The sequence below is a fragment of the Litoreibacter arenae DSM 19593 genome (assembly GCF_000442275.2).
Classification (GTDB): Bacteria; Pseudomonadota; Alphaproteobacteria; order Rhodobacterales; family Rhodobacteraceae; genus Litoreibacter; species Litoreibacter arenae.
The window spans coordinates 1-24,059 of the sequence record NZ_KE557317.1 but is presented as its reverse complement, the minus strand read 5'-3'; the positions used below and the strand labels follow the sequence as shown (position 1 = coordinate 24,059).

Below are 24,059 nucleotides of genomic sequence, written 5' to 3'. Positions count from 1 at the left end.
TAGCAACGCAAGTGTCCCGCAGGTCCGCCCAGGTTACAGTCCCCGGCCTCGACCAGTTCTTTCGCGAAGGCGTAGGCGGCATCCGTAAAGCTGACGGTCTGTTTCCGAACACTCATGTTGATCTCCCCAGCATTCTAATAGACTACCGCCCTGTGTCGCATTTGGCAATTCGTGCGGGGCCAGGAAGTCCTCTGGATATGCGTTTCGCAGGCTCGAGCGACTGGCCCAGAGAAAACGTCGTAATCCCACGACAGCTTCAACGGGACTTAGTGAAAATCGCGGCTCGGGAACAGCTTCTTGGCCTGTTCGCGTGGATGTCGGGCAGAATTCCCGGCGCTCTTGCTGTCTGGTGGGACGGTCCCGTCATTGTTGCCTCCGTTCACGTCGGGTGGCGATGGTCGTCTAAGTGTCGCCAGCATCGACGAGAGGTCTTCGATCCGTTCCGCGATCAAATGGATGACTTGTCCTTCACGTTCGATGCGGCCTGTGACCCGCAGAAGGCGTCCCGCAATGACGGCATTGCGGAATGTCTCATAGACCTTGCTCCAAACCACGACATTGGAAACCCCGGTTTCGTCCTCCAGCGTCAGGAAAATAACGCCTGCCGCCGTGCCGGGACGTTGGCGGGTGATGACGAGGCCGGTCACCTTAACACGGCCTGTTTCTGTCGGTAGTCGATCATGTGGCAGGCTGTCGTGCAGCTGCGGGCGGAGCAGCTCCAGAGGATGAGCGCGCAAAGAATGCCTCAACGACAGATAGTCCTCGATAACCTCTTGCCCGAGGGTCATTGCAGGAAGGATAACCTCCGGTTCCGCCCCACCCTCGCTATCGCTGCCAAACAGCGGCAATGGTTTTGGCGCACGCAGGGCGCGGGCCGCCCAGAGTGCTTCGCGACGCGACAGGCCGAGTGCCGCAAAGGCGTCTCCCTCGGCCAGACGTTCCAGTGCATCGGGGCGGACCCCCGCGCGTCGCCACAGGCTTTCGACATCAGGATAGCCATTGCCACGTGCCACCACGATCCATGTCGCATCTTCTTTGCGCATGCCTTTGATCTGGCGAAACCCGAGCCGCAGCGCCAGCTTGCCGTCTGTGCGGGGCTCCAACGTGCAATCCCAAAGCGAATGATTAACCGACACGGGGCGCACCTCGACGCCATGATCACGGGCATCCCGCACCAGTTGGGCAGGGGCATAGAACCCCATCGGTTGGCTGTTCAGTAGCCCACAGGTGAACACCTCCGGATGATGGCATTTGAGCCATGCGGAGACATAGACCAGCCGCGCGAAGCTGGCCGCATGACTCTCGGGGAAGCCGTAGGAGCCAAAACCCTCAATTTGTGCAAAGCAGCGCTGCGCAAAATCCGCCTCATGTCCACGCGCCAGCATTCCGGAGATGAATCTGTCGCGGAAGTCACCGATTGTGCCCATGCGTTTGAAGGTGGCAAGCGAGCGGCGCAGCCGGTCCGCCTCCGCGGCCGAGAACCCGGCGGCCACCACGGCGATCTGCATCGCCTGTTCCTGAAACAACGGCACGCCGTAGGTCCGACCCAACACCTCCATCATTGCGGGACCTAGGTCCTCGACTCTTTCCTTGCCCTGCCGTCGGTTGATGAACGGATGCACCATGCCACCCTGAATCGGACCGGGTCTGATGATGGCCACCTCGCAGACGAGGTCGTAGAACTTGCGGGGCAGCATCCGGGGCAGGAAGTTGAGCTGGGCGCGGCTTTCGACCTGAAACACCCCGATTGCATCGGCACGGCACAGCATATCGTAAACCACCGGGTCTTCCTGCGGCACATTTGCCAGCGTCAGGTGCTGCCCGCGAAACTCCGCGAGCAAGGCAAACGCCTTTCGAATGCAAGTCAGCATCCCCAAGGCGAGAATATCGACCTTTAACAGCCCGAGTGCGTTGATGTCGTCCTTGTCCCACTCGATGACGGTTCGGTCGTCCATCGCCGCATTCTCGATCGGGCAGAGCTCATCAAGCCGCCCATGGGTGATGACAAAGCCACCGGCATGCTGGCTAAGGTGGCGGGGAAAGCCGATGATCTCGCCGATCAGGCGGGCGGTGAGCGTGACGCGCGTGTCGGCAGGATCGATCCCCACATCGCGCAGCCGATCCTCACCGGGCGCGCTGGAGGACCAGCCCCAGATCTGACTGGAGAGCCGCGCGATCACATCCTGGCTAAGTCCCATGACCTTGCCCACCTCGCGGATGGCGGCGCGCGAGCGGAAATGGATCACCGTCGCCGTCAGCCCCGCGCGCTTGCGGCCGTAGCGTTCATAGATCCATTGAATCACCTCCTCACGTCGCTCATGCTCGAAATCCACGTCAATGTCGGGCGGCTCGCCGCGTTCCTTCGAAATGAAGCGCTCAAAGATCAGGGTGATGCTTTCAGGGGGTACTTCGGTCATTCCGAGCAGATAGCAGACCACGGAATTTGCCGCAGAGCCGCGCCCCTGGCAGAGGATACCTTTTGAGCGGGCGAATGCGACGATGTCATGCACGGTCAGGAAGTAGGAGGCGTAATTCATCTCACCGATCAGCCGCAATTCTTTCTCCATGCGCGCCACAATCTTCGCGGGAGTGCCTTTTGGATACCGCCAGTGCAACCCTTCGCGCGACAGTCGCGCAAGGCGGTCCTGAGCTGGTTCACCGTCCTGCGCTTCATCTGGATATTGATACCGCAGATCGTCGAGACGAAACGCGCATCGGTCAGCAATTTCCAGCGTGCGGCGGAGTGCGGCGGGGTAGCGGTGGAACATCCGCGCCATTTCAATTGCGGATTTCAAGCGGTGTTCGCCATTGGTCAGACGGCGCTCGCCGATATTGTCGATCGTGCAACCCTCTCTCAGGCAGGTCAGAACATCGGCCAGAGGACGACGTGCCGAGCGGTGCATCATCACCTCACCCACGGCAACCATGGGCAGGCCTGTGATCTGGGAGAGTTGCCCCAGCCGATTGATCCGTATCTGATCACGCCCGTCGTATACCGGTGCCGCACCCAGAAAGCATTGACCGGGAAAGGCTCGCGACATCGCTTGCAGTTCTCCACGAACATCCAGCTTGTGCGCGGCTTCCAACGGATCGGGCGGAAGGCCGACCAGCACCATTCCTGAACAACATTCCAAGAGGTCCTTGCGTGTCAGATGGCACTGGCCTTTCTCTGCCCGTCGCTTGCCGAGCGAGAGAAGCCGTGTAAGCCGCCCCCAAGCCGCGACATCCGTGGGCAGAGCCAGCCAGTCAATGGTGCTGTCGATCAAGACGATCCGCGTGCCGGGGATCAACCTTGGCAGTGGAGTGTCGGATGATATTTGCGGCGCGTTTTCCTGCGGGTCCGGCGTGATCGTCTGGCGGCTGGAATGATCGGTAACTTGTTGGGAACGGATCATCGGGGCGTTCGTTTCGTGTCCAACGTCCGCCAGGCCTTCTTCCCGTATCCGCCCCAGCTCTTTCAGCGCGGAAAAAGCGCGCACGACCCCGGCGACCGAATTGCGGTCGGTGATAGCGATTGAGGCAAGCCCCAATTCGGCCGCGCGCGTGACCAGTTCTTCTGGATGGGACGCGCCACGCAGGAAGCTGAAATTGCTGGTCACGCACAGTTCGGCATATCCCGTCATGCGAACTCACCCTGGGCAAACCAGTTTGAGACCTGTGGGGTACAAAAGAGCCACAAGCGTGGGCCCTCGCAAGTCTCAACCTTCCAATAGTCACGCAGACCGCTGCGCCAGGCCGGATCGTCAAACCACCATTCCGGGGCAATCCGCTCCGGTCCGGTGACACGCAGAGTGGTGAACTGCATGCGTCGCCAGCGGAAACGTGCGGGCGGTGTCGTCGATTGATGGAACGCCGCGGTCATGACGGGTTCGGGCGGAAAGATGATGATCGGGCGCTCTGGTCCTTGTCGGCGTGGCGGAGCCTCGGCTTCACTATAGGCCGCAGGAGCCAGCAGAAAGCTGCGTTCCGGGATTTTGCTTCGGGCGGGAAGAAGTCGCAGCACATGATCAAACCCCAGCCGGTTTCCGAGACGGGAAAACAGATCGGCCAGCGCATCCTCGTGCCGTAGGTTTGGGCCAGCGCCCATTTGCTCAGGAGGCAGCGGCTCGGTGATATGCGCGCTCAGCCGCATGGCGTCGATCCCGAAGCCCGCCTCGACCTCATCAACACCTTTGGCGAAGAGCGCTGCAATCCGCTCGGGATCGCGCATCGCGCGGGCCAGACCGATCTCGACATGGGCCGTTTCCCGGTCCACGCGGTGCAACACCAACCGCAACCTGCGCGCGCCCATGTGGTGGCACGCGAGCTTTCCGCAAAGGCGCTCAAGCAGGCGCGAGAGGCCCGCCATCACATCCGCTTGCAGGCCAATAGGCTCGGGCAAGGTTATTCGGACGCCGAAATGCGGGAGTTCAGCGGCAGGTGCTACCGGTTCGGGTTGCATGCCAAGCGCCTGATCAAGTCGCCTGACCAGACCTGATCCAAAACGCCGGGCCAAGGGGGCGCGCGGTTGTGCGGCCAGATCCGAAATGCGGATGAGTCCCATGCGGGAAAGAGCTTCGCCCGTCTTGCTGTCGATCCGCAGTGCGGAGACTGGCAGCCGGCCGATCGCCGCCATTAGCTCGCCTTCCGGCACGGCACCGCCTCCGTGGCGGGCCAATGCATGCGCCGCACCGCGGGTCTCCGCAATGGCGCTGACCACCCCCAGGCCTGCATGTTCCAACTTTGCGTGCAGATCGTCCCGTAACTCCGCATCACCACCAAACAGATGCGGCACGCCGGTGACATCTGCGATCAACCCATCTGCACCATCCACTGCCACCATGGGCGAGTATCGCCCAGCCCATCTGCACAGAGCGGCCAGTGTTGCGGTTTCGCGTGCCAGATCTGCGGGACGGATGATGAGGCTTGGGCATATTGCGTGCGCGTCGGCCTGCGCCATGCCCCGGCGCAAGCCGTGCCTTTCTGCCGCGATGTTGAGGCAATGCACATGATCCGTGTTGCCTGACCGATGGATCAGAGCAAACGGCCCCTCAAGTGGGCGTCTCCGCAGGCTCGTGTCGCTCGCCAGCCGCGGAAACCAGATTGAAAGCAGGCGTCGCGCCATTCCAATACACAGTCCAACTTCTCAACGTTCCCTTTTTGTTCTTACTAAGGGACCAGCGATGCGGAGTCGAGTCCGCAGTTTCCTTGGGAAGTGGTGTACAGTGCCAACGGGTTTCAGCCGCATTGCTGCCCGCACCTTCGCGGATCAGCATCAGCCCGGTGGTCTTTCCTGTCTCGGCAGCCAGTTGCAACCGTCGACCGGCGATGAGGGACAATGGCTTTTCCGGCTCGGCAATTACCAATGTGACAGCTGTTGCGCGCAAGGCTTCCTCGACCGACCAAAGCAGATCAATCTCACTATTGGGGCGGATGACATGCAGACGATCCCCGACGCCATCTGGCAGGCCGCGCAGCATCGGTAGATGGGGCGCATGAGCGGGCAGCACCCAGACCAGCGGGCCCGGATGCCGGACCGCTTGGAACAGCGCAAAGGCCCGACGACCAAACCCTTGGGCCTCGTGTACGCGCCGCGCAGCCAGTGTGAGTGGCTCAGCAGGTGCGGGATCAAGTCGCATCTTCGCGCACACCTTCGGCGACAATCTTGAGCATTCCGTCAGGTAATGGCCGCTGCAGGTCCAGGGCGTCCTCGGTCGGCGCTGTCAGCCATGTCCGCCAGTCTTCGGGTCGTGTCAGGATAACTGGCATGGCCTTGGGATGGACAGGACGCACCTCGGCATTGGCGGGGCAAGTCAGAAATCCAAACAGATTGGCCGTTACCTCGCCCTCTTTCAGTTTGCGCACAGAGGTCCACTCGGTGTGCAGCCCTGCAAAGAAGGCCAGTGGTCGATCCTGGTCGAGGGCAAACCAGACCGGGGAATTGCGCGCTGCGCCGGGTCGCTGATCGAGCTCGGAAAAGCTGGTGAATGGCACAAGACAGCGATGTTCCACCCCGAGCCAGCGCCGCCAGTGCGGCGAGCTCACATTACGGATATTGGTCACGCCCGGATCGGTGCGCTTTCCTTCCAGAAACTTCGCAGGCGTCGGCATCCCCCACCGCGCCATGGACAATTGCCAACCTGCTCCGTTTTTGGCCTTGATGATGGGTGCGGAATAGTCCGGCCAGATTCCGTTCAGGGGCGGCAAGTTGCCAATGGTATCTTCCAGTGCCTCGTCGCCCTCCAGCACGTCATCAAAGAGATGACGCATCGCATCCTGGCTTTTGGTCTGGGAAAAGAGATTGCACATGAGCAGGGCTTTCAGGGTTGGCCTGGTAGATAGTCGAGAACATTGCCAGAACACGAAAGACTTGGAAAGCTCTCTTCCTATGGTAAAAGCTGCCAAGCTGTCTGTGGAGTGCAATCAGCTTGGCGGCCTCCCCCAGCCCGGCAGCCAAGGCGCGGGGGAGATATCGGCCCGAGGCCGATCGCGCATTCGGTCATGCGGCCTCACCGCGGCGTTGCACCAAGGCCCCGGTTTGCCCGCCTCGCGAGCACGTCGCTCCCCGGCTGCTCCGCCGGATTGCGCTCTGGTCTGTTTTGACCCAAGGCCCAAACGATCCCGCCGCTCCATCCGTCTCCCGCGTCCGGCAGCACCCTTTGCCTGCTCGGGTCGGGCAAACCTGCTGTCAAGACACACACACATGAGCGTAGCAGCATATCCTCCGGATGGCCCCCAAAATCAGCCCGCGTCAAGGATCGCAAAATTTTTCGGCGAGGGCGACGCGGAGGGGAGTGCAGTCCAGTGATTGATGTTGTGCGCGTTGTAGAGCGCCGCGCGCGGAAAATTTTTGCGCCCGGCAAGCCGGCGGCTGCGCCGTCCCTGACCCGGACAGATTCGGAAACCAGGCATTCGGCCATGCCCCCACACTCACGTGGTGGCCTTGGAACCGAACACTGGAGACCAGACATGGCTTACGACAATGTGAACACCTACGAGACCATCGAGCTTTTCGGCCTGACCGAGAAGGACGCACAGCGCCCGATCCCCGAAGATCACATCCTGACCGACAGCATCATCCGAGAGAGCTTCGAGACTCTGCTCGGGCAATTGCGTGGCACCGGCCTCGAGGCGGAAATCGAACCGCTCGCCTACGGGTTCGCGACCATTCTGCAGCGGCGCAAGGTGGCGCTTGGCAAGGAGGTCGACCGCACTGTTGAGAAGATCGGCGCCCTGGCAAAATCCCACGATGGTTCGGAGATCGCTGAGACCGCACTCGAAGAGGCGCAGGGACGTTTCCTACATCTCCGCGAGATCGTTGGCGCCATCGAAGTGATGAGCGAAGCGGCGGCCGAGTGCTACGAAGTGGAGACCGGCCACGCCTTCATCCCGGCGGCGGGTTCCCGCGCGAGCGCGAGAGCGCAGGAGACCGAGGCTGTCTTCGAGGCGAAACAACTTCTGGAGCAGCATGATCGTGAGACGGCCGCGAGGTCGAAAGTCGAGGGTGTCCCCCTGATCGTCTCAGGGGCGACCAATTGGACTGATGTCGACGCCATCTTCTCGACCCTTGACAAGGTTCGGGAGCGGATCAAGCAGAACCGCAACCAAGAGATCTTCCTCTGTCACAAGGGTGGCAAGCATGGAGCCGAGATGATTGCGGCCCGGTGGGCGCGGGCACGCGGTGTCGCGCAGGCGCGCTTCGATCCTCGCTGGTCAGCGCATGGGCGGGCGGCACCGTTCAAGTGCAACGATGAGATGCTGGACGACAAGTTCGCCGCGACGGGGGTTGTCCTCTTCGGTGGCAATGGCGTCGCACTGAACCTTGGGCAAAAGGCGGAAGCGAAAGGCCTAACGGTCATGCGGGTTGCGGACCCGGCGAAGAAGACTGCAGAGATGTGAACCGATAGGGTCGCCTTCGGGCGGCCCTTTCGTCGTTGTCCCAGATGTGTGTGAACATCGGCGTTGTCGCAGTGAACTCCAACAATGGGCATCGACCGGCTTGGTAATCGTAATCCGGCCAATCTGGTTTCGGGAATCTCTGGATGGTATCTCTATGCAATTACAGCTTAATGTGGCCCTGCGGCAGAAGACATTTGTTGCACAGATCAACACCCGCCCAGGTTTTTCCTAGATGCCTTTTTCTCCGGAACGCACCAAAGAAATTCAATCGCGCATTGATGCGCGTTTACGGTCCGGTCAGGCAAACGATTGGGAAATGTCCTTCCTCACAAATATGGCTGAACGGATTCAGCGGTATGGAACGGAGACGCGCCTGAGCAAAGCGCAGTATGCGAGCCTGCACAAAGTCTTGAAACTGGAACGGGAAAAACCGACCGAGACAAGGTCAGCGGCCGACGACAGGACTTCTCAACCAGCACCAAAGCGCAGTGCCAGAACCGGTCAGGCGAGACCCCGTCCGATCTCCGTGACCCGCGCGATCAATGCACCTCGGCGTGCCGTGCGCAAGGCTCAACGCCAAATCATGGTGCCGTTGGTGATCGTTGTCGGTTTCTTCGCAGTGGTTGGATCATTATTCGAATCATCGAACTCGCGATCCACACCCCACAGTCCGTCAGCGGTTCCTTCATTGCAAACTGCCGACGCCGCTTACGTCTATGTGACAGGGACACGTGTCAATCAACGTGCTGGGCCGTCTACTTCGAATGCAGTTGTGGGTGTCTTGAGCGAGGGAGCCCGCGTTGAAAAGCTGCGCGAAGAAGGGCAGTGGACCCAGATTCGATCCAACTATGGTACGGGCTGGATGGCGACCCGTTTCTTGTCGCCGGTCGCGCCGCCCACAGAGCAACTCGCCTCGCAGGACCGATCGCTTCGCGCCAGCGATGTGCGGATCATTGACGGTGATACGATCGATGTTCGAGGCCTGACGGCGAACGTGCGTCTCGTCGGGTTTAACGCGCCTGAGACATGGAGACCCTCTTGTACTGCAGAACGTGAGGTCGGGGAGCGCGCGACCGCGCGTCTTGGTCAATTGGTGCGGGGTGCGGCGTCAATAGAATTTGAGCGCGTGGCCTGTTCCTGCCGGCCCGGGACAGAGGGTACGGATCAGTGCAACTTCGGGCGGTTCTGCGGCTCGTTGTTCGTTGACGGTCGGGACGTGGGCAACACGCTCATTGCTGAAGGTTTGGCCGTGCCGTACCGATGTGGCCGCACCAGTTGTCCCCCACGCCCTCAACCTTGGTGCCGATAGCAGACGCGACTGTCCGACACAGACGATGGATCTTCACTCGCGGCTGAACGCTGACTTGCCATGTGGTGAGCGTGACGGATCGTTATCTAGATGCATTGGATCAGAACGAACCAGGCCATCTTCGGTCACGATCGACGGGTTCGATGGCGGCTCTAAAGTGGTGGCACAAACTTGGGTCCCTCCTTTTTGCTCATTGATGTGGATCGCACGGGGTCGGCTCGTCCGTGCCCTGCGCTTCGCTCCGGCAAGCACAAATACGGCTTCCACGGCGGGGCCGCGGACCCTCCGCATTTGCGCTTGCGACCGGGCCTCTTGCCCCCGTGCCGGGTGATCCCCATCGCAACAAGGAGTAACCCAGATGACCAACCACTATGTCGCAACCGTTCCCGTCAAGTTCACCGACAGCGACGGCCAGGAGCGCACCCGGTTCCAGCGCGTCGGCGCGATGTTCCGCAACACCCGCAATGGAGACGGCTCGGAGTTCTTCAGCCTGAAGCTCGACTTCCCCGTCGCGGTTCAGGAGCTGGTGATGTTCCCGCCGAGCGCGAAAGAACCTGAGGCGTAATGCGCCTTGCGGAGGGGCCGCCTTCGGGCGGCCCTGTCTCGTTGCTGAGATCGCGGCGAAAGGGAAGGAGAGCCGGGCCGGTGGCCCGGCTCAAGTCATGATGGACCGGGACCGCAGGCGGCCCCGGTTGAAGGACGAGATGGTCCGTGACAGGGCGGTCCAGCAGGGTCAAGGGCGGCCAGATTTGGCCCGCCAAATCTCTGCCGGAAAAACCCGATAAGGCGCAGCCGGAGGGTTATTCCGGATGGCCCCCTTGAGGCTGCTGGACCGCCCCATCGGAGAGGGTTTGCGCCGCCCCCTCGCTTTTGCCCGAACACATGCGTGCTCGGGCAAAAGCTCTGGCGCGGGCACAAGGAAGGTCGGACGGAGGTCCTGGAGTGGGTAGAGCGGCGTGGCGCACATCAGGCGGCGTGGCCTCGGCTTCTCGATCGCCGCCCCTCCCCACGGGTGCTCGGCAAAAAGCGGCCCAGAAACAGAAATCCTGTTGAGACTCAATAATACATCATTGACACAAGCCATTTGCTTTGTGACTGTGGAGGAGTCGCTGCTGAAGGTGGCAGGAAATAGGGGGGCTTTCTTCGCGTGTCCCAGACGAAACGACTGACCGCACCCCAGAAGATGGAGATCGTGCGTGAGGCCGACGAGGGCGTCTCGACGGCGGTTCTCTCCGAGCGGTTTGGGGTCTCACAAAGAGCCATTCAGTACACGCTCAAAGCCGATGTGGAGCGGCAGAAGGACACCGCCGTGGCGACGGCAGCCGTGACCGTGAAGCTGACACCTGATGAGCTCGAGGCGCTGGATGCGGTGTTTTCCGCGGCGGGGATCGAGACTCGGACGGAAGGGTTGAGACGGCTCATCCAGGCCGCCGGCGGAACCTTCGTTCCGGATGTGGCGCTGGCAGCCGAGATGGCGCGCTACAGGACGTTGTTGAACGAGGTCGGGAACGGAGTTGCGCAGCTCACGAAACGCATGGCCGAGGCCAACCGGACAGGGCAGGGCGTGGCCGCGTTCTCCGATCTCAGATTGGCGCAGATGCGGGGGCTGGCGCGCTTCGTGCTGGATACTGCCGATGAGATCGACCTGCTGGTCCGTCGCCGCCGGGACGCCATGCAGCTGGAAGCCACAGCCGCCTTGAGGGAGTTCGCCCATGCGGCTGAATGATGCCCCACGGGCCGCCGCTGCGGTCCATGACGTGACCGGTGAGGTCTTCCGGGATGGCTGGAGCCGGATCCGGGGCTCCATGCAAGGTCTCCATGTCGCGAAACAGAGGCAGCTGATCCGGGCGGCGGCAGGGCATCGTGCGGCGGTCTTCAAGGCGATCCGGGGTGGGGGTACCCATTCCAAATCCGAGCTCTCGAACCAGCTTGGATATCTCACCACAAAGTCCACCCATATCGTCGACAGTTCCGGGTTCCTCGATGGCAAATCAAAGCTCGACAGCAAGGAGATCAAGGAGCTGACGGCGCGCTTCGCAAAGCGCTGGAGTCCGGGCTTCAAACCGAAGCTCGGACAGACGACCCATATGCTTCTCTCCTATCCGATTGGGACACGCGGCGAGGATGTCCGCGACATCACGGCGAATGTCGCCGAGCGGTTTTTTCAAACCGATGAGGGTCATTTCGACTACATCATCGCGGTGCATGAGGACCGCGCGCACCCGCATGCTCACATCGTCCTGAACCGCCGGTCCCAGGTGGGAGAGTTCTTCTTCCTCGGTCGGGATCACCGCTTCAACTACGACGACTTCCGACTCTCCATGGTGGAGGAGGCCGAAAAGTACGGCGTGCGGCTGGAGGCGACCCGTCGGCTCGACCGCGGGGTGGTCCATTACCCGCCACGGATACGCGAGGTCTATGCGGCGAAAGAGGAGGACCGCGCGGTGGAACCGCGGCCTCGGGTCGGGGCTGATCTGGAGCGTGCGCTTGCCGAGATTGCCAACACCCGGACTGTATATCACGCGCTGGCCTCGGAGGCCTCGCGAGAGGCCCCAGAAGACATATCCGACGCCCTCTGCCGGGCTGGGGAGCTTTTGGCGCAGGGCGGCAAGCTGAACCTACAAGGAGACGCTTACATGACCGAGGAGCAATCATTCGATGAATTGAGAACCCGCTATGCCGACCAAGTGACACGCGTCCAGGGCATGATCGCCGAGAAGCACGAGACGGAGCGCCCGCAGCTGGAACGGAAGCTCAACGAGATCCAGGCACGGCTCGCCCATATGCAACCTCTGGGTCTCCGGTCGGGGACGCTGACCGAGCGGCCGTCGGACGGCGGCGTCTATTCCGAAGCGAATATCGACCGGGACCAATTGGTGCGGTTGCGGGAACCCGACGTCCGGGCGCAGATCGACACCGCGCTCAGAGGGACCGGGATCCGATCTTCGGTTGTGATCGCGCGAATGGCGACCGGGGCGCAGAATGCCGCCCTCGAGCGGCAGTGGATCGCCGATGATCTGGCGCGGGTGGCAGAGACGGACGGGCTCAATCTCGAGCGCCGCGCCGATCTTGAGACCGCGCGTGAGGCGCTGAACCGGGCTCATGTCCAGCTCGGCATCACGCTCGAACGAAACGAGGTGCTGCGCCAGGACGGCGTAATCGAAGACGAGCGCGACGTGCTGTTGGCCGACCGCGCGGTGTCCGAGACGGCGCGCGGGGCGGCGGAAGTCGACCGGGGGACCGTGCTCGATCCGGAGCTGCGGCGGGTTCTCGACCATGAACGGGCCGGCGAGATGACCGCCCCCTTCGTGGACCTGGAACAGCGGCTGGCCTATCGGGAGGCCGTCGAGCGGGAACTCGATGCGGAGCAGATCGAGCGGCTGCAAAACGGCGACACGGAGGTCCTGAGGGAGCAGATCTCGGATCGTCTCGACCGGCTCTACGCCGCCAAGGTCTACCTTCAGTCCGACGAGGCGACCGCGAACAGCGAGGCGGCGCGGGCCGTTGTCGAGGAGATCGCCGACCGGGAGTACGAGCTTCAACGGGCCAATCTCACCGATGGCGAAAGAGAGCGCGGGGAGACTCACTGATGGGCGGCATGGGGAGAGGGAGGCTCGCCGTCGGCGTGGTGCTGGTGAGCCTCATCGCCATCACGATTGGCTACGTGATCGCGTCCGCCGTCCTGACCTTCCGCGATCTGGGGTTCCAGGCGGATATCGACTTCTATTACATCGCCGAGAACTACCTCGCTTTCCGAAATGCCCGGCCGGACGACTTCCGACTGATCAACCTGATCATGTGCGGGGCAGGGGTCGTGGGCTTCCTGATGAGCCTCGCGATGTCCGGTTCGGCCCTCACCCGCTTCGGCTACACCCACTGGCAGACTCGCCGGGAGATGAAGCGGAACGGGTTTTTCGGTGACCCCGGCACGGGCTTTGTGATTGGCAAGCTCGGCAAGCCCACCTCCCAGGCCCCGTTCCTCTGCTCGAAAACCTTCCCGCACGCTCTCATCGTGGCACCAACCGGGCGCGGCAAGACCACCGGCTTCGTCATCCCGAACCTGCTTACTTGGCAGGGTTCGGCCGTCGTCCTCGACGTGAAGGGCGAATGCTATGAGGCCTCGGCCCGTCACCGCGCCGCGGCGGGCGACGAAGTCTACCGCTTCTCGCCGACCGACTGGGAAAACAAGCGCACCCATCGCTACAACCCGCTCCTGCGCATCTACGAGTTGAAAGACCCGGCACGCCAGCAGATGGAGCTGTTGCTCCTCGCCACGCTGTTCCTTCAGAACGATAACGACCGTGTGCAGGGGCTTCTCAAGGGCGGGATCGATCTCTTCGTCGCCGCGGGGCTGCTGGCCTTCCAGCGGCAGCGGCCAACGTTGGGCGAGATTTACCGCATCGCCGCCTCGGGCGGACACAAGCAGAAGGAATATCTCGCCCGCGCTCACGAAGTCTGGAACCCGGCCGCACGGCTGATCTTCACCCGGCTCGCGTCGACCAACAACGACACGCTGACCTCCTACGTCTCGCTCCTGATGACGTCCGGGCTCGATCAATGGCAGAACCCGGCGATTGATGAGGCCACGTCGGTGTCGGATTTCGACTTCAGGACGATCCGCAAGCAGCCGTTCAGCGTCTATCTCGTGGTCCAGCCGCTCATGGTGAAACCCTTGGCGCCCCTGATCCGGCTTTTCTTCTCGGATCTGCTCTCGGCGATGCAGGAGAAGGAACCGGGCCGGGACGAGCCCTGGCCAATCATGATCCTGCTCGACGAGTTCAACCGTCTCGGCAAGATGCCCATCGTGGCCGAGAGCATCGAGATCCTGCGGCAATATCGCGGGCATCTCGCCATCGTCACCCAGACCATCCCTGCCATTGACGAAATCTATGGCGAGAACACGCGGCGCGCGCTACAGGGCAATGCCGGCATCAAGCTCTATCTCACCCCCTCCGACGAAAAGACCGTCGAGGAGTTGAGCAAGGCCGTGGGCAAAACCACCAAAACCGTGGTCACGCGCTCCCGCGCCATCGGCAAGAACCCCTTCGAAGGCCGCAGCCAGTCCGAACGGACCGAAGAGGTCTCGCTCTTGCCCGAGGACGAGGCACGCCGGCTCCCGCTCGACGAGATCGTCGTCGTGGTCGATGCGCAGATGCCGGTGAGGGCCAAGCGCGTGGTGTATTTCGAGGATCCGTTCTTCAAGAACATCCACACGGCACAGGAGGGCGATCTGCCGTTCCCGGAAGGACCCGAAGCACCGATGGCAGAGTTACCTTTGAGCGTCAGGGCGACGCCTACGGCCCCGCGGGGATCAGGTCTGTCGGAACGAGATTTCGAAGCCAGGATGGGGTTTGGCGAACCCAGTGGGAATTCGCGTGTCAACCCCGACCCTGCTCCGCATGCGCGGCGTGCGCGCGCCGCAGCCATCGCGGATGATCAGGGCCAGTTCGAGATGGATTTCGGGGCGCGAACGGAGCTTGATGTCGAGGCTGCTAGCGAAGATGACGAGGCCGTCGTTCAGGAGGCGCTGAGCGAGTTGGATCGACTCGAGGGGGAGATCGCGGGTGCCATAGATGGCGCTGAAAAGGCCATGGTGCGCTGAACGGACATTGGCACCGGTCGCGACGAACGGGAGCAATGAGCCCAGAGTGCTGGATGCTGCAATATGCGCGAAGGTAAGCTTCTATCCCAGCGGCCAAAAGCGCGACAAAATCAAAGCCAGTTTTACCAAGGGTTTGTGGCACAAGAATCGTTCGCGATTTCAGTCATCATTCACACGTGGACAGAAACTACTGTTTAAGCGCCTTTGCCTATACAAAAAAATCATAGTCGTAGGCCGAAATAGCGGCTGTTCCGTTGAACACGAAGTAATCGACGGCCTCGGCGACATGGCCGGTTTCGGCATTCAGACTGGCTTCTTCCTCTACCGAGATGTCAAAATCATTCGTCGTGCTGCCGTTCCCTCGCACCCAAGCGGAATCTCCACCAGAGAAGCTTGCCAGAGAGGCAATGACGTTCGCACCACCCGCAAAGCTGCCAGCCAAAGAGACAGTCGCATTTGCATCCGAGATACCTGTAGCATGGCCCGCAATCCAATCGAGCCCTCCTGAGCTTCCGCTTCCGGGTTCGATGGCAACCCACCCAACGGTTTCGGTTACATGACCACCTGAATTCAGCGCGTCTTCTTCCTGCATCGTGATCTGGAAGCCGTCTGCGTTTGTGCCTGTCTGCCGGGGCGTTACAAAATCTCCGCCATTGTCTGTCTGAACCTGGCTGAGAAGAACCGGTGTTGTGTCAAACTCGGCATCGAAAGCAACGTCTTCGAACCCCTGTGAAGAAAGCTGATTGGTTGTCAGCGTACCAGCTTCAAGCAACGTGCCATCCGGTAGAACCCACGTACCGGCCTCAACGACGAGGTAATTCACCGTCTCGTTGACATGTGATCCATCGAGATAATTGGGTTCTTGAAGCTGTAGCGATAGCTGATCCCCACCTATGTCAGTCACGCGGACATTCACCGGCTGAGTGCCGTTTTCCGTCGCTATGAAGGCGATGACAACCGGATTGTCGTAGGTGTTCTGGAGCGTCACCGTCGAGGCCGTATGGTTTAAGGTAATCGTACCGGTTTCACCAAAAGAGGGGCTGAATCTGCGCTCGCCGACGTGCAGTTCAAGTGTCGCAAAACCCTTTTGAGAGGTTTGAGACGACGTCGCGGTGTATGGAACTTTGAATTCAGTCGAATAACCGCTTGGTGCATTGGTCGCGTCGATTTCGACCAAGTTGTTGCCAAGATAATTCAGGCGGATCCCACCACCAAGATCCAGTCCATCATAGGTAGATGAGCCGGCGCGCTCATAACCCAAATACCAAAGCGCCAACTCTTCTCCGATCGTGTTTGTATCGTTTTCAACAACATCCACGGAGACAGTTTCGCCGGGCACCACGAACACAATATCATCAACCGAGTGCACCACTTGCGGGTTCACATTGACAACGTCGATTCTTTGCCATTCGGAAAAGTTGTCGTTTTCGTTGTCCTCGAGGATCTCGTCCAGCAAGTCGACCGCATGTGCCAGGAAATACGAACCTGTTGGAACATACGAGGGGAAGTCCATTAGAACTCCGGTCTCATCAACGATGTTTGCGCCACTCTTCAATGTCGTATTGATAACAATATCTTCGGGATCAAAAACTCTGTCCTCGGACAGGATCAGGCTCGCCGTGTATGCCCCGCCTTGGAACGCGGCGTAACGGTCCAAAGTCGGAACCGGGTCGTCAACCGAGGTAATCGCGACCCTGGCTTCATAACGAAATCTGTCGCCTCCCACTGTAATGACGCTGTCGGACAGGTATAGGCCGCTCGCCGTCAGATTGGTTAGCGCGTTGGTATCCGGCCCATTGCTGGTCAACGAGAATTGGCTCGAACGTACATTGTTCGTTTCATCTCCCTCGACGACATCGTCGCCGGAATCCGCCACTGCAATAAAATAGGCCCCACCATCGCGAGGAAGCGAGGGCAAGGTAAACTGCGCCGTCACATAGTTGTTACCATGATAGCCAAGGCCATCGTCAGAACCGGAGAATACAAGGAGATCGTCTTGGGATAAATGCTCATCCGCCGAAAGGTAGAGCTGGTGGGAATACGCGGGAGAGCCATCGCTACCTGCGACAATCCGATATTGATAAGATACCGTTTCACCGACCTGCAAAATCGAGTCGCGAATATCGGACCCATACGCGCGCAGGTCCGGAGCTCCCGAAAGCCCGGCCCCGATCGTCAGCGGAACATGATCTGTGTCGTCGCCACTGGGCTGGTTCTCCCCAAGGGCGGGCAACACCCTGATGCCAATGTTATAGTCGCCTCTTCCGGACGTTGGTAGTTCAACCGTCTTCCTGTATCTGGTCTGATCCCCCGGATCCATCGATGACACGTTGTAGTCTTCTAGGACGGTGCCGTTTTCGAAATCCCAGCTGTCTCGCGCGAGAATCACCTGCACTCGGGCTATTTCCGATTCTGCGTCACCGATATTGCGAACCGTGAAATCGATTTCGAGATCTTCGCCAAAAGAGGCAGATCTTAGGCTCGACGTGAAATCGATGGCCGCCAGATTGGCCCCGCCTGAGGTGTTCGGTGGTGGCGACGTTCCTCCGCCGCCCGATCCGTTGACGATGTAGTCATTCACGGTCTGGTTGGTCACCCGCTGTTGCAGGTACTCGTCGTCAAGTATGTAACCCGTGAAAACATCATTCCAGGCACCATTGGGCAGGGTCGCACCCACCGGATTATAGATGGCCAGATTGATGCGTTCCAAAGGTAGCTCGGTCGTGTCATCATCGATAATCGAAACCGGAATGATCGCCTCGGTTCTGCCCGCCCTGATGACCAGCGTCTGATTTAGTCGCTCGATGAAGTCCGTCCCAGCTTTCGCCTGCCCTGCGCCGGAAATATCGTAGACAGAATATTCCAACGTGACATCGTGCGGCAGGGCTTCTGACAAGCTGACCTGGAATGCCTGAGACCCGGTCGCCCCTTCCGAAAAGAAGGCATCGTCGATGAATATGCGCGCGTCATTGATGTCGGGGGAGTCGGAGCTGGACGTTACATATTCATGATCAACCTGATCTGTCGGGACGGGAGGCGGCAACGTTTTGTTGGACGCAAAGTAGTCGTTCGATTGCGAAATGGAGTTTGATTGCAGTTCATTGTAACCTTCCAATGTGCCGTCGAGCAGCAACCCGACAATGTCGGCCACCTCCAAACCCATCGCAACGAGTTCTCCTCCCAGCTGCACGTTATCAAGGTATTTCTTGCTGCCAACGATCCCCATGAACAACTCGCCAACTTTCGCGCCGCCGTCTTCGACGAAATTCACCGCTGGTCCAAATGCGCCCTTTGCTAAGTTCGCAATGAAATCCGCTGAGTCGGTCAGCCAATTTCCACCCAGCAACTCGTCCGCCGCGAAATAGGATCCAACGGATACGAGAGCGCTGTGGTGGTTCACGAATGCATTGGCAGTTTCCGCAATATCTTCCGCGTCGATGATCCTACCAAGATTGTAATCCGCGACAATGTCCTCGGCCCGTGCCGCGTTCAGATGATGTTGTCTCTGAACCGCATCCAGGGCCGCGTGCCCCGCAAGCAGGGGTATGAAATCCGCCGATATTTCCAGCAAGTCGCGCCCGGCACTACTGGCCGCCTGCGACAGGCCAGCACCGATGGCGCTGGAAATGCCGGCTGAACCAATTGTCCCACCTGTGGCATAAAACCCAATTATCGAACCCGTGGCTTGTGTTACGAAATCCGTTGCCGCGTCTACAGCATATAATTCGATCAGGCTATTTACCAGATTTCGGGACGCATCAATATTGTTGCCCAGATCAATCCTGTCATCCCAAAACTTGACGAACTGCAATGCCCTACCATGCGCATAAAGCGCCGCAAGTGTTGCCGCGTCATCCACCGCCCGCCCGTCCAGACGCGCTTCGAATACCGCAATGTCGGAGGAGTCCGTTATTTCATAAACATTTCCGTCAAATCTAATCTGTACCACTTACAAAAACTCCCGCTATTTCTCCAACACCACAATGGAAAAAATCGATAAACTATGAAAAATGGCAGCGCTTTCTCCAATTGTAGATTTGGTTCACAAATCGGAAACAAGAGTTGGCAATTCATTCATTGTTAACAACATTGAGAGGCCAAAAACTGTTGTCAAGCCAGAAGGGAGAAGGGTTGAGCTACTCCCAATCTTATGAACGGCAGCTTCAGGGAAGGTGCCAAGGCCGCGCGAGCGAACGATGACAGCTTCCCACCAGTGGATTTACGTAATCGCGATGCACGCTTTGCTGCCATTGGAGCTTGCGCAGCGAAAGCCCACTCTGTCCCGCAGCGCGGTCATCTGGACGCCCTGAGTTGCTGCGACATGGACCAAGGTCTGCTTTGGGGAAGCTGCGGTGCGGCGTGGATGATGCAGGCGAAAGTCCGGTAATGGGATGTACCGGCTGCTTCACCCAGCAGGTTAGGCTGAGCCTATTTCACCTGCAGATAGGAGAAGTAGCATGGCGAAGAACGATTTTGATGAGCTGATGTCGATTGGAATCGATATTGGCAAAGATGCGTTTCATTTGGTTGGGTTCGATCATTCTGGACAACGTGTGTTGCGTAAGAAGATAAAGCGACTGGCACTTGTGACCACATTTGAACAGCTCCCGCGTTGTATTGTAGGGATTGAGGCTTGTCTGAGCGCACATTTTGTGAGCCGGACGCTGCGCAAGCTCGGATTAAAGCCACGTATCATTCCAGCCATTTATGTGAAGCCGTTCAACAAAGGCCAGAAGAACGACTACAATGATGCGGAAGCAATCGCTGAAGCCGCGCTGCGCCCAAATCTTCTGACGGTTTCCGAGAAAACCCAGGATCAGCTTGATCTGCAGGCGTTGCATCGTGTCCGGTCACGCTTGGTGTCGCGCCGAACAGCGACGGTCAATCAGATCCGCGCCTTCCTGATCGAACAGGGTATCACTGTTCGAAAGGGACTACGGGCGTTGAAGATCTCCTTCGAGGTTATCCTAGAAGAGCGCAAAGACGAGATATCGCCTCGCATGCGGATGATCCTGATCGGGCTCTATGGCGATTGGCTCTGGATGGATGATCGGATCGATACCGTGTCAAAGGAGATCGAACAGATTAGCCGAACCGAAGAAAACTGTATCAACGTGATGACGGTGCCTGGAATTGGCCCAATGATTTCCACGGCGATGGTCGCAGCGATTGGTGAAGGCGAGGCCTTTGACCGCGGTCGTGACTTTGCAGCGTGGGTGGGTTTGGTCCCACGGCAATATAGTACAGGTGGGCGAACGGTCTTAGGCCGGATTACCAAACGTGGCAGCCGATACTTGCGCATGCTGTTTGTTCAAGCGGCCAAAGTGATCCTGATGCGACCCCACCGATGGCATGACTTCAGCTTTGGAGAATGGCTCACCCGCGCATCAGAACGCATGCATCGCAGCGGCGCTATCAAATAAACTGGCCCGAATGGCCTGGAGCATTCTGAGACACAAAACGGCGTTTGACGCGCCAAGAGACGAGGTCATTGCTGGCATCTAAGGCCAACCATGATCCAAAGGAGTTCGCGATAGATCAAAAGCATGGAACGGAAATACTACGCCCCCAAAGTCTGACGGCCCATTCGGTCATAATCGACCTGTCCGGTAATGAGACCACGGAGCGAGCGTAACCCCAACAAGGCCACGACCCGCGTGTCGACAATCAGGCCGGATACATATGAGCGACTTCCGAGAACATGCCAGAAATCATTTGCGAACAGCAGCCGGTACATACATATCCGCATGTTTCACAATTTTGCTCATGCGAGCGCTGGTAAGTATTCGCGTTATCGTCGATTGGTCCTTTATGTGATCGTTGGCGCGGGAAGGTTTGTCTCGCTTGATATCTCACGCCGCACGAAGTGGTGGGAACGGGACCCCCGTCGAACCTTCTCTAGGTCGATCAGCGGAGTACCGCCCCCCTCATAATTTGCTTCGACGAAAGCCGTACAGTGCGGCATTGCTTGGCGAGAGCCTAAGCGCCTGCGACGCATTTTGTCGTCTGGCCTTCCTTGAATCGACAAGCCCGACCAATGTACCGTTCTACGAAGCCCATGGGTTTGAAGTAACCGTTGAAATCCAGATCGACGGATCGCCCGTTCTGACCCGGATGCTGCGAAGGCGACCAAAGGGCAGTTTGAGCGCCGCGTGTCGTGTCTGACAAATTTAGCGCGCCTAAGCGCCCCACGGGACCGTGACCTGCGAGCCGATACTGAAATCCGAACACCGAGTGCGCGTTTTCTCGCTTGAGTTAGCGACGTAGTCGGCAAGGGCTCGCTGATCTGCCACGCTTTTGCCACGGTCCATTCCAATCAAAAACGCATTCAATTTATAGCCTCCTCCTCATGAGCCGCTGGTTCGGGCAAAACGCGCTCAACTCATGCGGTTTGCCGCAATTATTGAGGAAATTTTATGCCGGTGAACGAGAATAATGGCGGGTCGGTGAGTGCCATCGATGCGTCTTCCGGCAACTACGGTGTGTCCGGCGGTCGTGTGACCCAGCTTACCGTGCAAAACCAGGACAACGTCGCCAGCATCCGTGTCACCGACCAGCCCGATCACGGCAACCTGACGGTTAACCCCGACAACACCTTGTCGCTGGTGCTGAGCATGGATCACGAGTTCTCCGGCAACATGTCCATGAGCTACGAGGTCACCTATAACGACGGCTCCACGCAGATGTTCAACGACAACGTCGGTGTGCAACCCACAACCCAAGCCGAAGGCTGGGCTCAGGGCGAGTTCTATATGCTCGAAGCCGACGCCAACAACGATCTGGTGCTAGAGACCGGTGACGTGCATCGCATGGTCCACATCTCCGGTGACCAAGGTGCGCTCAGCGCGCAGGACATCGCCGCAATGGAAGGCCTGAACGCCAACCAGATCACCGGCGACTGGCTCGCCAACAATCCGCAATACGGCTCCACCGAGGCGTCCGCGCTGGACGTCGATCTGGGCATGAGCCTTTGGGGCACGATCACCGGGTCCGGCGCAGAGCCGTCCTCGCACTGGCTGCTGTTTGAGAACGGCTATGACTACGACGCCGATCTCTACATGGACGGTGTTCATGGCGAAGACCCCCTGCATCCGATCCACATCACCTCTTATGGCGATGGCGAGCAGGCCACGATCACCTTCCGGCCCATGGCCATCGGTGAATCCGGTCAGAATGTCGTGGTCAGCGACCTGAATTTCGACGATGGCTTTACCATCTTCGATGCCAACAACATGATCCTCGATGGTGTTCAAATCAGCGATGACAACGAAACCGCGCTGGTGATCCAGTCGCTTTCGGGCAAGCCTGAAAACATCACCATCCGCGACAGCTCTGTCGTCGATGCTTATTATCTGACGCCACCGAACGGGGCGGACTCCTGGGTAAACAACCCGCTTATGGCAGGCGCTTTCATCAGTAATGCCGATGGCCTCCTGATCGAAGGCAACCTGTTCGACCATAACGGCTTCGCACCCGATTACGACCCAGGCTTGTCCGCCGACGGCGGCCAGCCGCCGCAGATGTTCAATCACAACCTCTATATTGATTGGGACAACACAGACGTAACTGTGCGTGACAACATCATCATGCGCGGCGCTTCCTTCGGGGCGCAGGTCCGTGGTGGCGGCTTCATCGAAGACAACGTGCTCATCGACAACAATATCGGCCTGACTTTCGTGGGCGGCGATTACGAAGGGCGCGGCCCGATCGGAAACTTCTCGCTGGCCGCCGATAACGTGATCACGTCCGCAGGCTACCACTCTGCCGACCGGGGTGCTGACGGCGCACTTGCAAGCGGAATTCGTGGCAACCAAGGCGTGCAATCCACCCTGGTCGATAACATCGTCGCCCATCTGGCTGATCCAAACAATCCCGATGAACAGGCCAACAAGATCTACGGCGAGGTCGGGGTGCAGAACGTCAACGACCCGTTCTACGACGACTCGATCATCCATAACTGGCTGGGCTCGGTTGACTACGGCCAAACCGGCGTCAACACCGACGGGCTGGACCAAGGCACGCTCAACGCGACCACAATCCAGACCTTCACCCAGCAACTTCTGGGCGATCCGAACGCCAATATCGGCGATCTCGCGGACTACCTGCGGGCGCAGGCGGACGGCCAGTTCGACGATGTCGTCGATGCGGATCTGATCGTGGCCTACTTCCAGGCAGGCTTCGGCCTCTCGGTCGAGGATCGCATCACCCCGGAAACCATCCGCTTCGTGCCTGACGCGCTTGGCGACGGTATCCGCTGGGACAACCGCCTGAACTGGGACACCGACGACCTGCCCGGCACCATCGCTGGCGACAGCGTCGATCTGGCCGGCAACTGGGTGAACTACGGCGGCACCACCACGCTCGAAGATCTCGACTTCGGCGAGGGCGGCACGCTCAACGTCTCCTACGGACGTCTCGACATCACCGACCACACCGCGGTCGGCGAGGCTGGCGGCCAGCTGAACATCAGCAACGCCGGTCAGGTCTGGATGGATGGCTATACTGATATGGACCGTCTCGATATCAACGTTGACGGTGGCCGCTTCGCCAACACCGACCTTTTCGTGGGCAACGCCGATGTGGATATCACCGACGGTCAGGCGATCCTGGCCACCGACAACGCCGATTTCGTCCTGCGTGACGGAAGCGAGCTGAACATCGTCGGCGACGACGCCCGCGTCGGCTTCGACGGGGACGAAGGTGGCACTGGCGTGCTGCTGCTCGACCAGGGCTCCGAGCTGCGCTTCACCGCCCAGAACGGCCAGCTTGGCACCATCGAGGAGTTCCGCTCCGGTGCCGAGGGCGACCAGCCGAACATCCAGTCCGGTGTCAATCTGGGCGACGGCACGCTGACGCTTGATCTGACCGACATCGGCAACGGCAGCTTCAGCGGCGAGCTGATCCGCGTCGACGAGGTCATCGGCGAGTTCGAAACCGCAACCATCACCGGCCTTGCCGGCGACCGCGATACCGAACTGGTCATCGACTACGAAAACGACGTGGTCACGCTGAACGTCACCGCCGCAGGCGGCGGCTCCGGCCAGAACACCGTGCGCAGCGCCGGTGACGAGACCGACGCGCAGGCCAACGACGACCTGTGGGCCGCCCTGACCAACGGCGGGAGCCGAGACATCATTGGCTCCGAGCTTGGTGAGACGCTGAATGGCACTTCTGGCGATGATGCCATTATTGCAATTGGTGGTAATGACCTTCTGCGCGGCGGTGGCGGGAATGACATCCTCGATGGCGGAGACGGCGATGACCGTCTGG

12 protein-coding genes and 1 pseudogene are annotated in these 24,059 nt (G+C 59.7%); 8 read left to right on the top strand and 5 right to left on the bottom strand.

The genetic code is table 11. The annotated features are described in order from the left end of the window. Positions 1-266: 266 nt before the first annotated feature. The 4 genes from THALAR_RS17955 to THALAR_RS17940 are packed head-to-tail and all read right to left on the bottom strand — an operon-like array spanning position 267 to position 6,384. Positions 267-3,623 carry an error-prone DNA polymerase gene (locus THALAR_RS17955; RefSeq protein WP_021103024.1) on the bottom strand — a complete coding sequence of 1,119 codons (3,357 nt, stop codon included), beginning with the start codon at positions 3,621-3,623 and terminating at the stop codon, positions 267-269. Further along, positions 3,620-5,104 (bottom strand): Y-family DNA polymerase, encoded by a 1,485-nt coding sequence (locus tag THALAR_RS17950; RefSeq protein WP_040819638.1) that lies wholly within the window; start codon positions 5,102-5,104, stop codon positions 3,620-3,622. The genes THALAR_RS17955 and THALAR_RS17950 overlap by 4 nt, the downstream gene beginning before the upstream one ends. Then, positions 5,031-5,618, bottom strand: a complete 588-nt coding sequence (locus THALAR_RS18250) for an ImuA family protein (protein ID WP_021103022.1) — start codon at positions 5,616-5,618, stop codon at positions 5,031-5,033. Before THALAR_RS18250 ends, THALAR_RS17950 begins: the two co-directional genes overlap by 74 nt. Beyond that, complete coding sequence (locus THALAR_RS17940; protein WP_322786926.1) at positions 5,608-6,384, bottom strand: SOS response-associated peptidase; 777 nt, start codon at positions 6,382-6,384, stop codon at positions 5,608-5,610. Before THALAR_RS17940 ends, THALAR_RS18250 begins: the two co-directional genes overlap by 11 nt. 564 nt (positions 6,385-6,948) lie before the next feature. On the opposite strand from THALAR_RS17940, the gene THALAR_RS17935 reads away from it, so the two are divergent. The 6 genes from THALAR_RS17935 to THALAR_RS17915 all read left to right on the top strand — a co-directional run bounded on the left by THALAR_RS17935 (position 6,949) and on the right by THALAR_RS17915 (position 14,789). After that, the gene (locus tag THALAR_RS17935; protein ID WP_021103020.1) at positions 6,949-7,878 is read left to right on the top strand and encodes a DUF2493 domain-containing protein; all 930 of its coding nucleotides are present in this window, start codon (positions 6,949-6,951) and stop codon (positions 7,876-7,878) included. Positions 7,879-8,110: 232 nt separating this feature from the next. Continuing rightward, positions 8,111-9,187: an SH3 domain-containing protein gene (locus THALAR_RS18245; protein ID WP_021103019.1), complete on the top strand. Its 1,077-nt coding sequence runs from the start codon at positions 8,111-8,113 to the stop codon at positions 9,185-9,187. A 358-nt stretch (positions 9,188-9,545) separates the two neighbouring features. Next, positions 9,546-9,752, top strand: a complete 207-nt coding sequence (locus THALAR_RS17930) for a hypothetical protein (protein WP_021103018.1) — start codon at positions 9,546-9,548, stop codon at positions 9,750-9,752. Between the two features lie 582 nt (positions 9,753-10,334). Next, on the top strand, positions 10,335-10,913 hold the full coding sequence (locus THALAR_RS17925; RefSeq protein WP_040819635.1) for a hypothetical protein: 579 nt from the start codon (positions 10,335-10,337) through the stop codon (positions 10,911-10,913). Then, a complete protein-coding gene (locus tag THALAR_RS17920) occupies positions 10,900-12,777 on the top strand; it encodes a relaxase/mobilization nuclease domain-containing protein (protein WP_021103016.1) in 1,878 nt (625 codons plus the stop codon). The genes THALAR_RS17925 and THALAR_RS17920 overlap by 14 nt, the downstream gene beginning before the upstream one ends. An 8-nt stretch (positions 12,778-12,785) precedes the next feature. Then, positions 12,786-14,789 carry a type IV secretory system conjugative DNA transfer family protein gene (locus tag THALAR_RS17915; RefSeq protein WP_040819639.1) on the top strand — a complete coding sequence of 668 codons (2,004 nt, stop codon included), beginning with the start codon at positions 12,786-12,788 and terminating at the stop codon, positions 14,787-14,789. A 208-nt stretch (positions 14,790-14,997) separates the two neighbouring features. Here the strand turns inward: THALAR_RS17915 and THALAR_RS17910 are convergent, their stop codons facing one another. After that, entirely contained in the window at positions 14,998-18,738 is a 3,741-nt protein-coding gene (locus THALAR_RS17910; RefSeq protein WP_021103014.1) for a CARDB domain-containing protein, read from the bottom strand. Positions 18,739-19,246: 508 nt separating this feature from the next. On the opposite strand from THALAR_RS17910, the pseudogene THALAR_RS17900 reads away from it, so the two are divergent. Both THALAR_RS17900 and THALAR_RS17895 read left to right on the top strand, forming a co-directional pair. Beyond that, a pseudogene (locus tag THALAR_RS17900) lies at positions 19,247-20,294 on the top strand (IS110 family RNA-guided transposase). Between the two features lie 917 nt (positions 20,295-21,211). Beyond that, the coding region (locus tag THALAR_RS17895) for a right-handed parallel beta-helix repeat-containing protein (RefSeq protein ID WP_169788559.1) at positions 21,212-24,059 on the top strand (2,848 nt) is incomplete at its 3' end.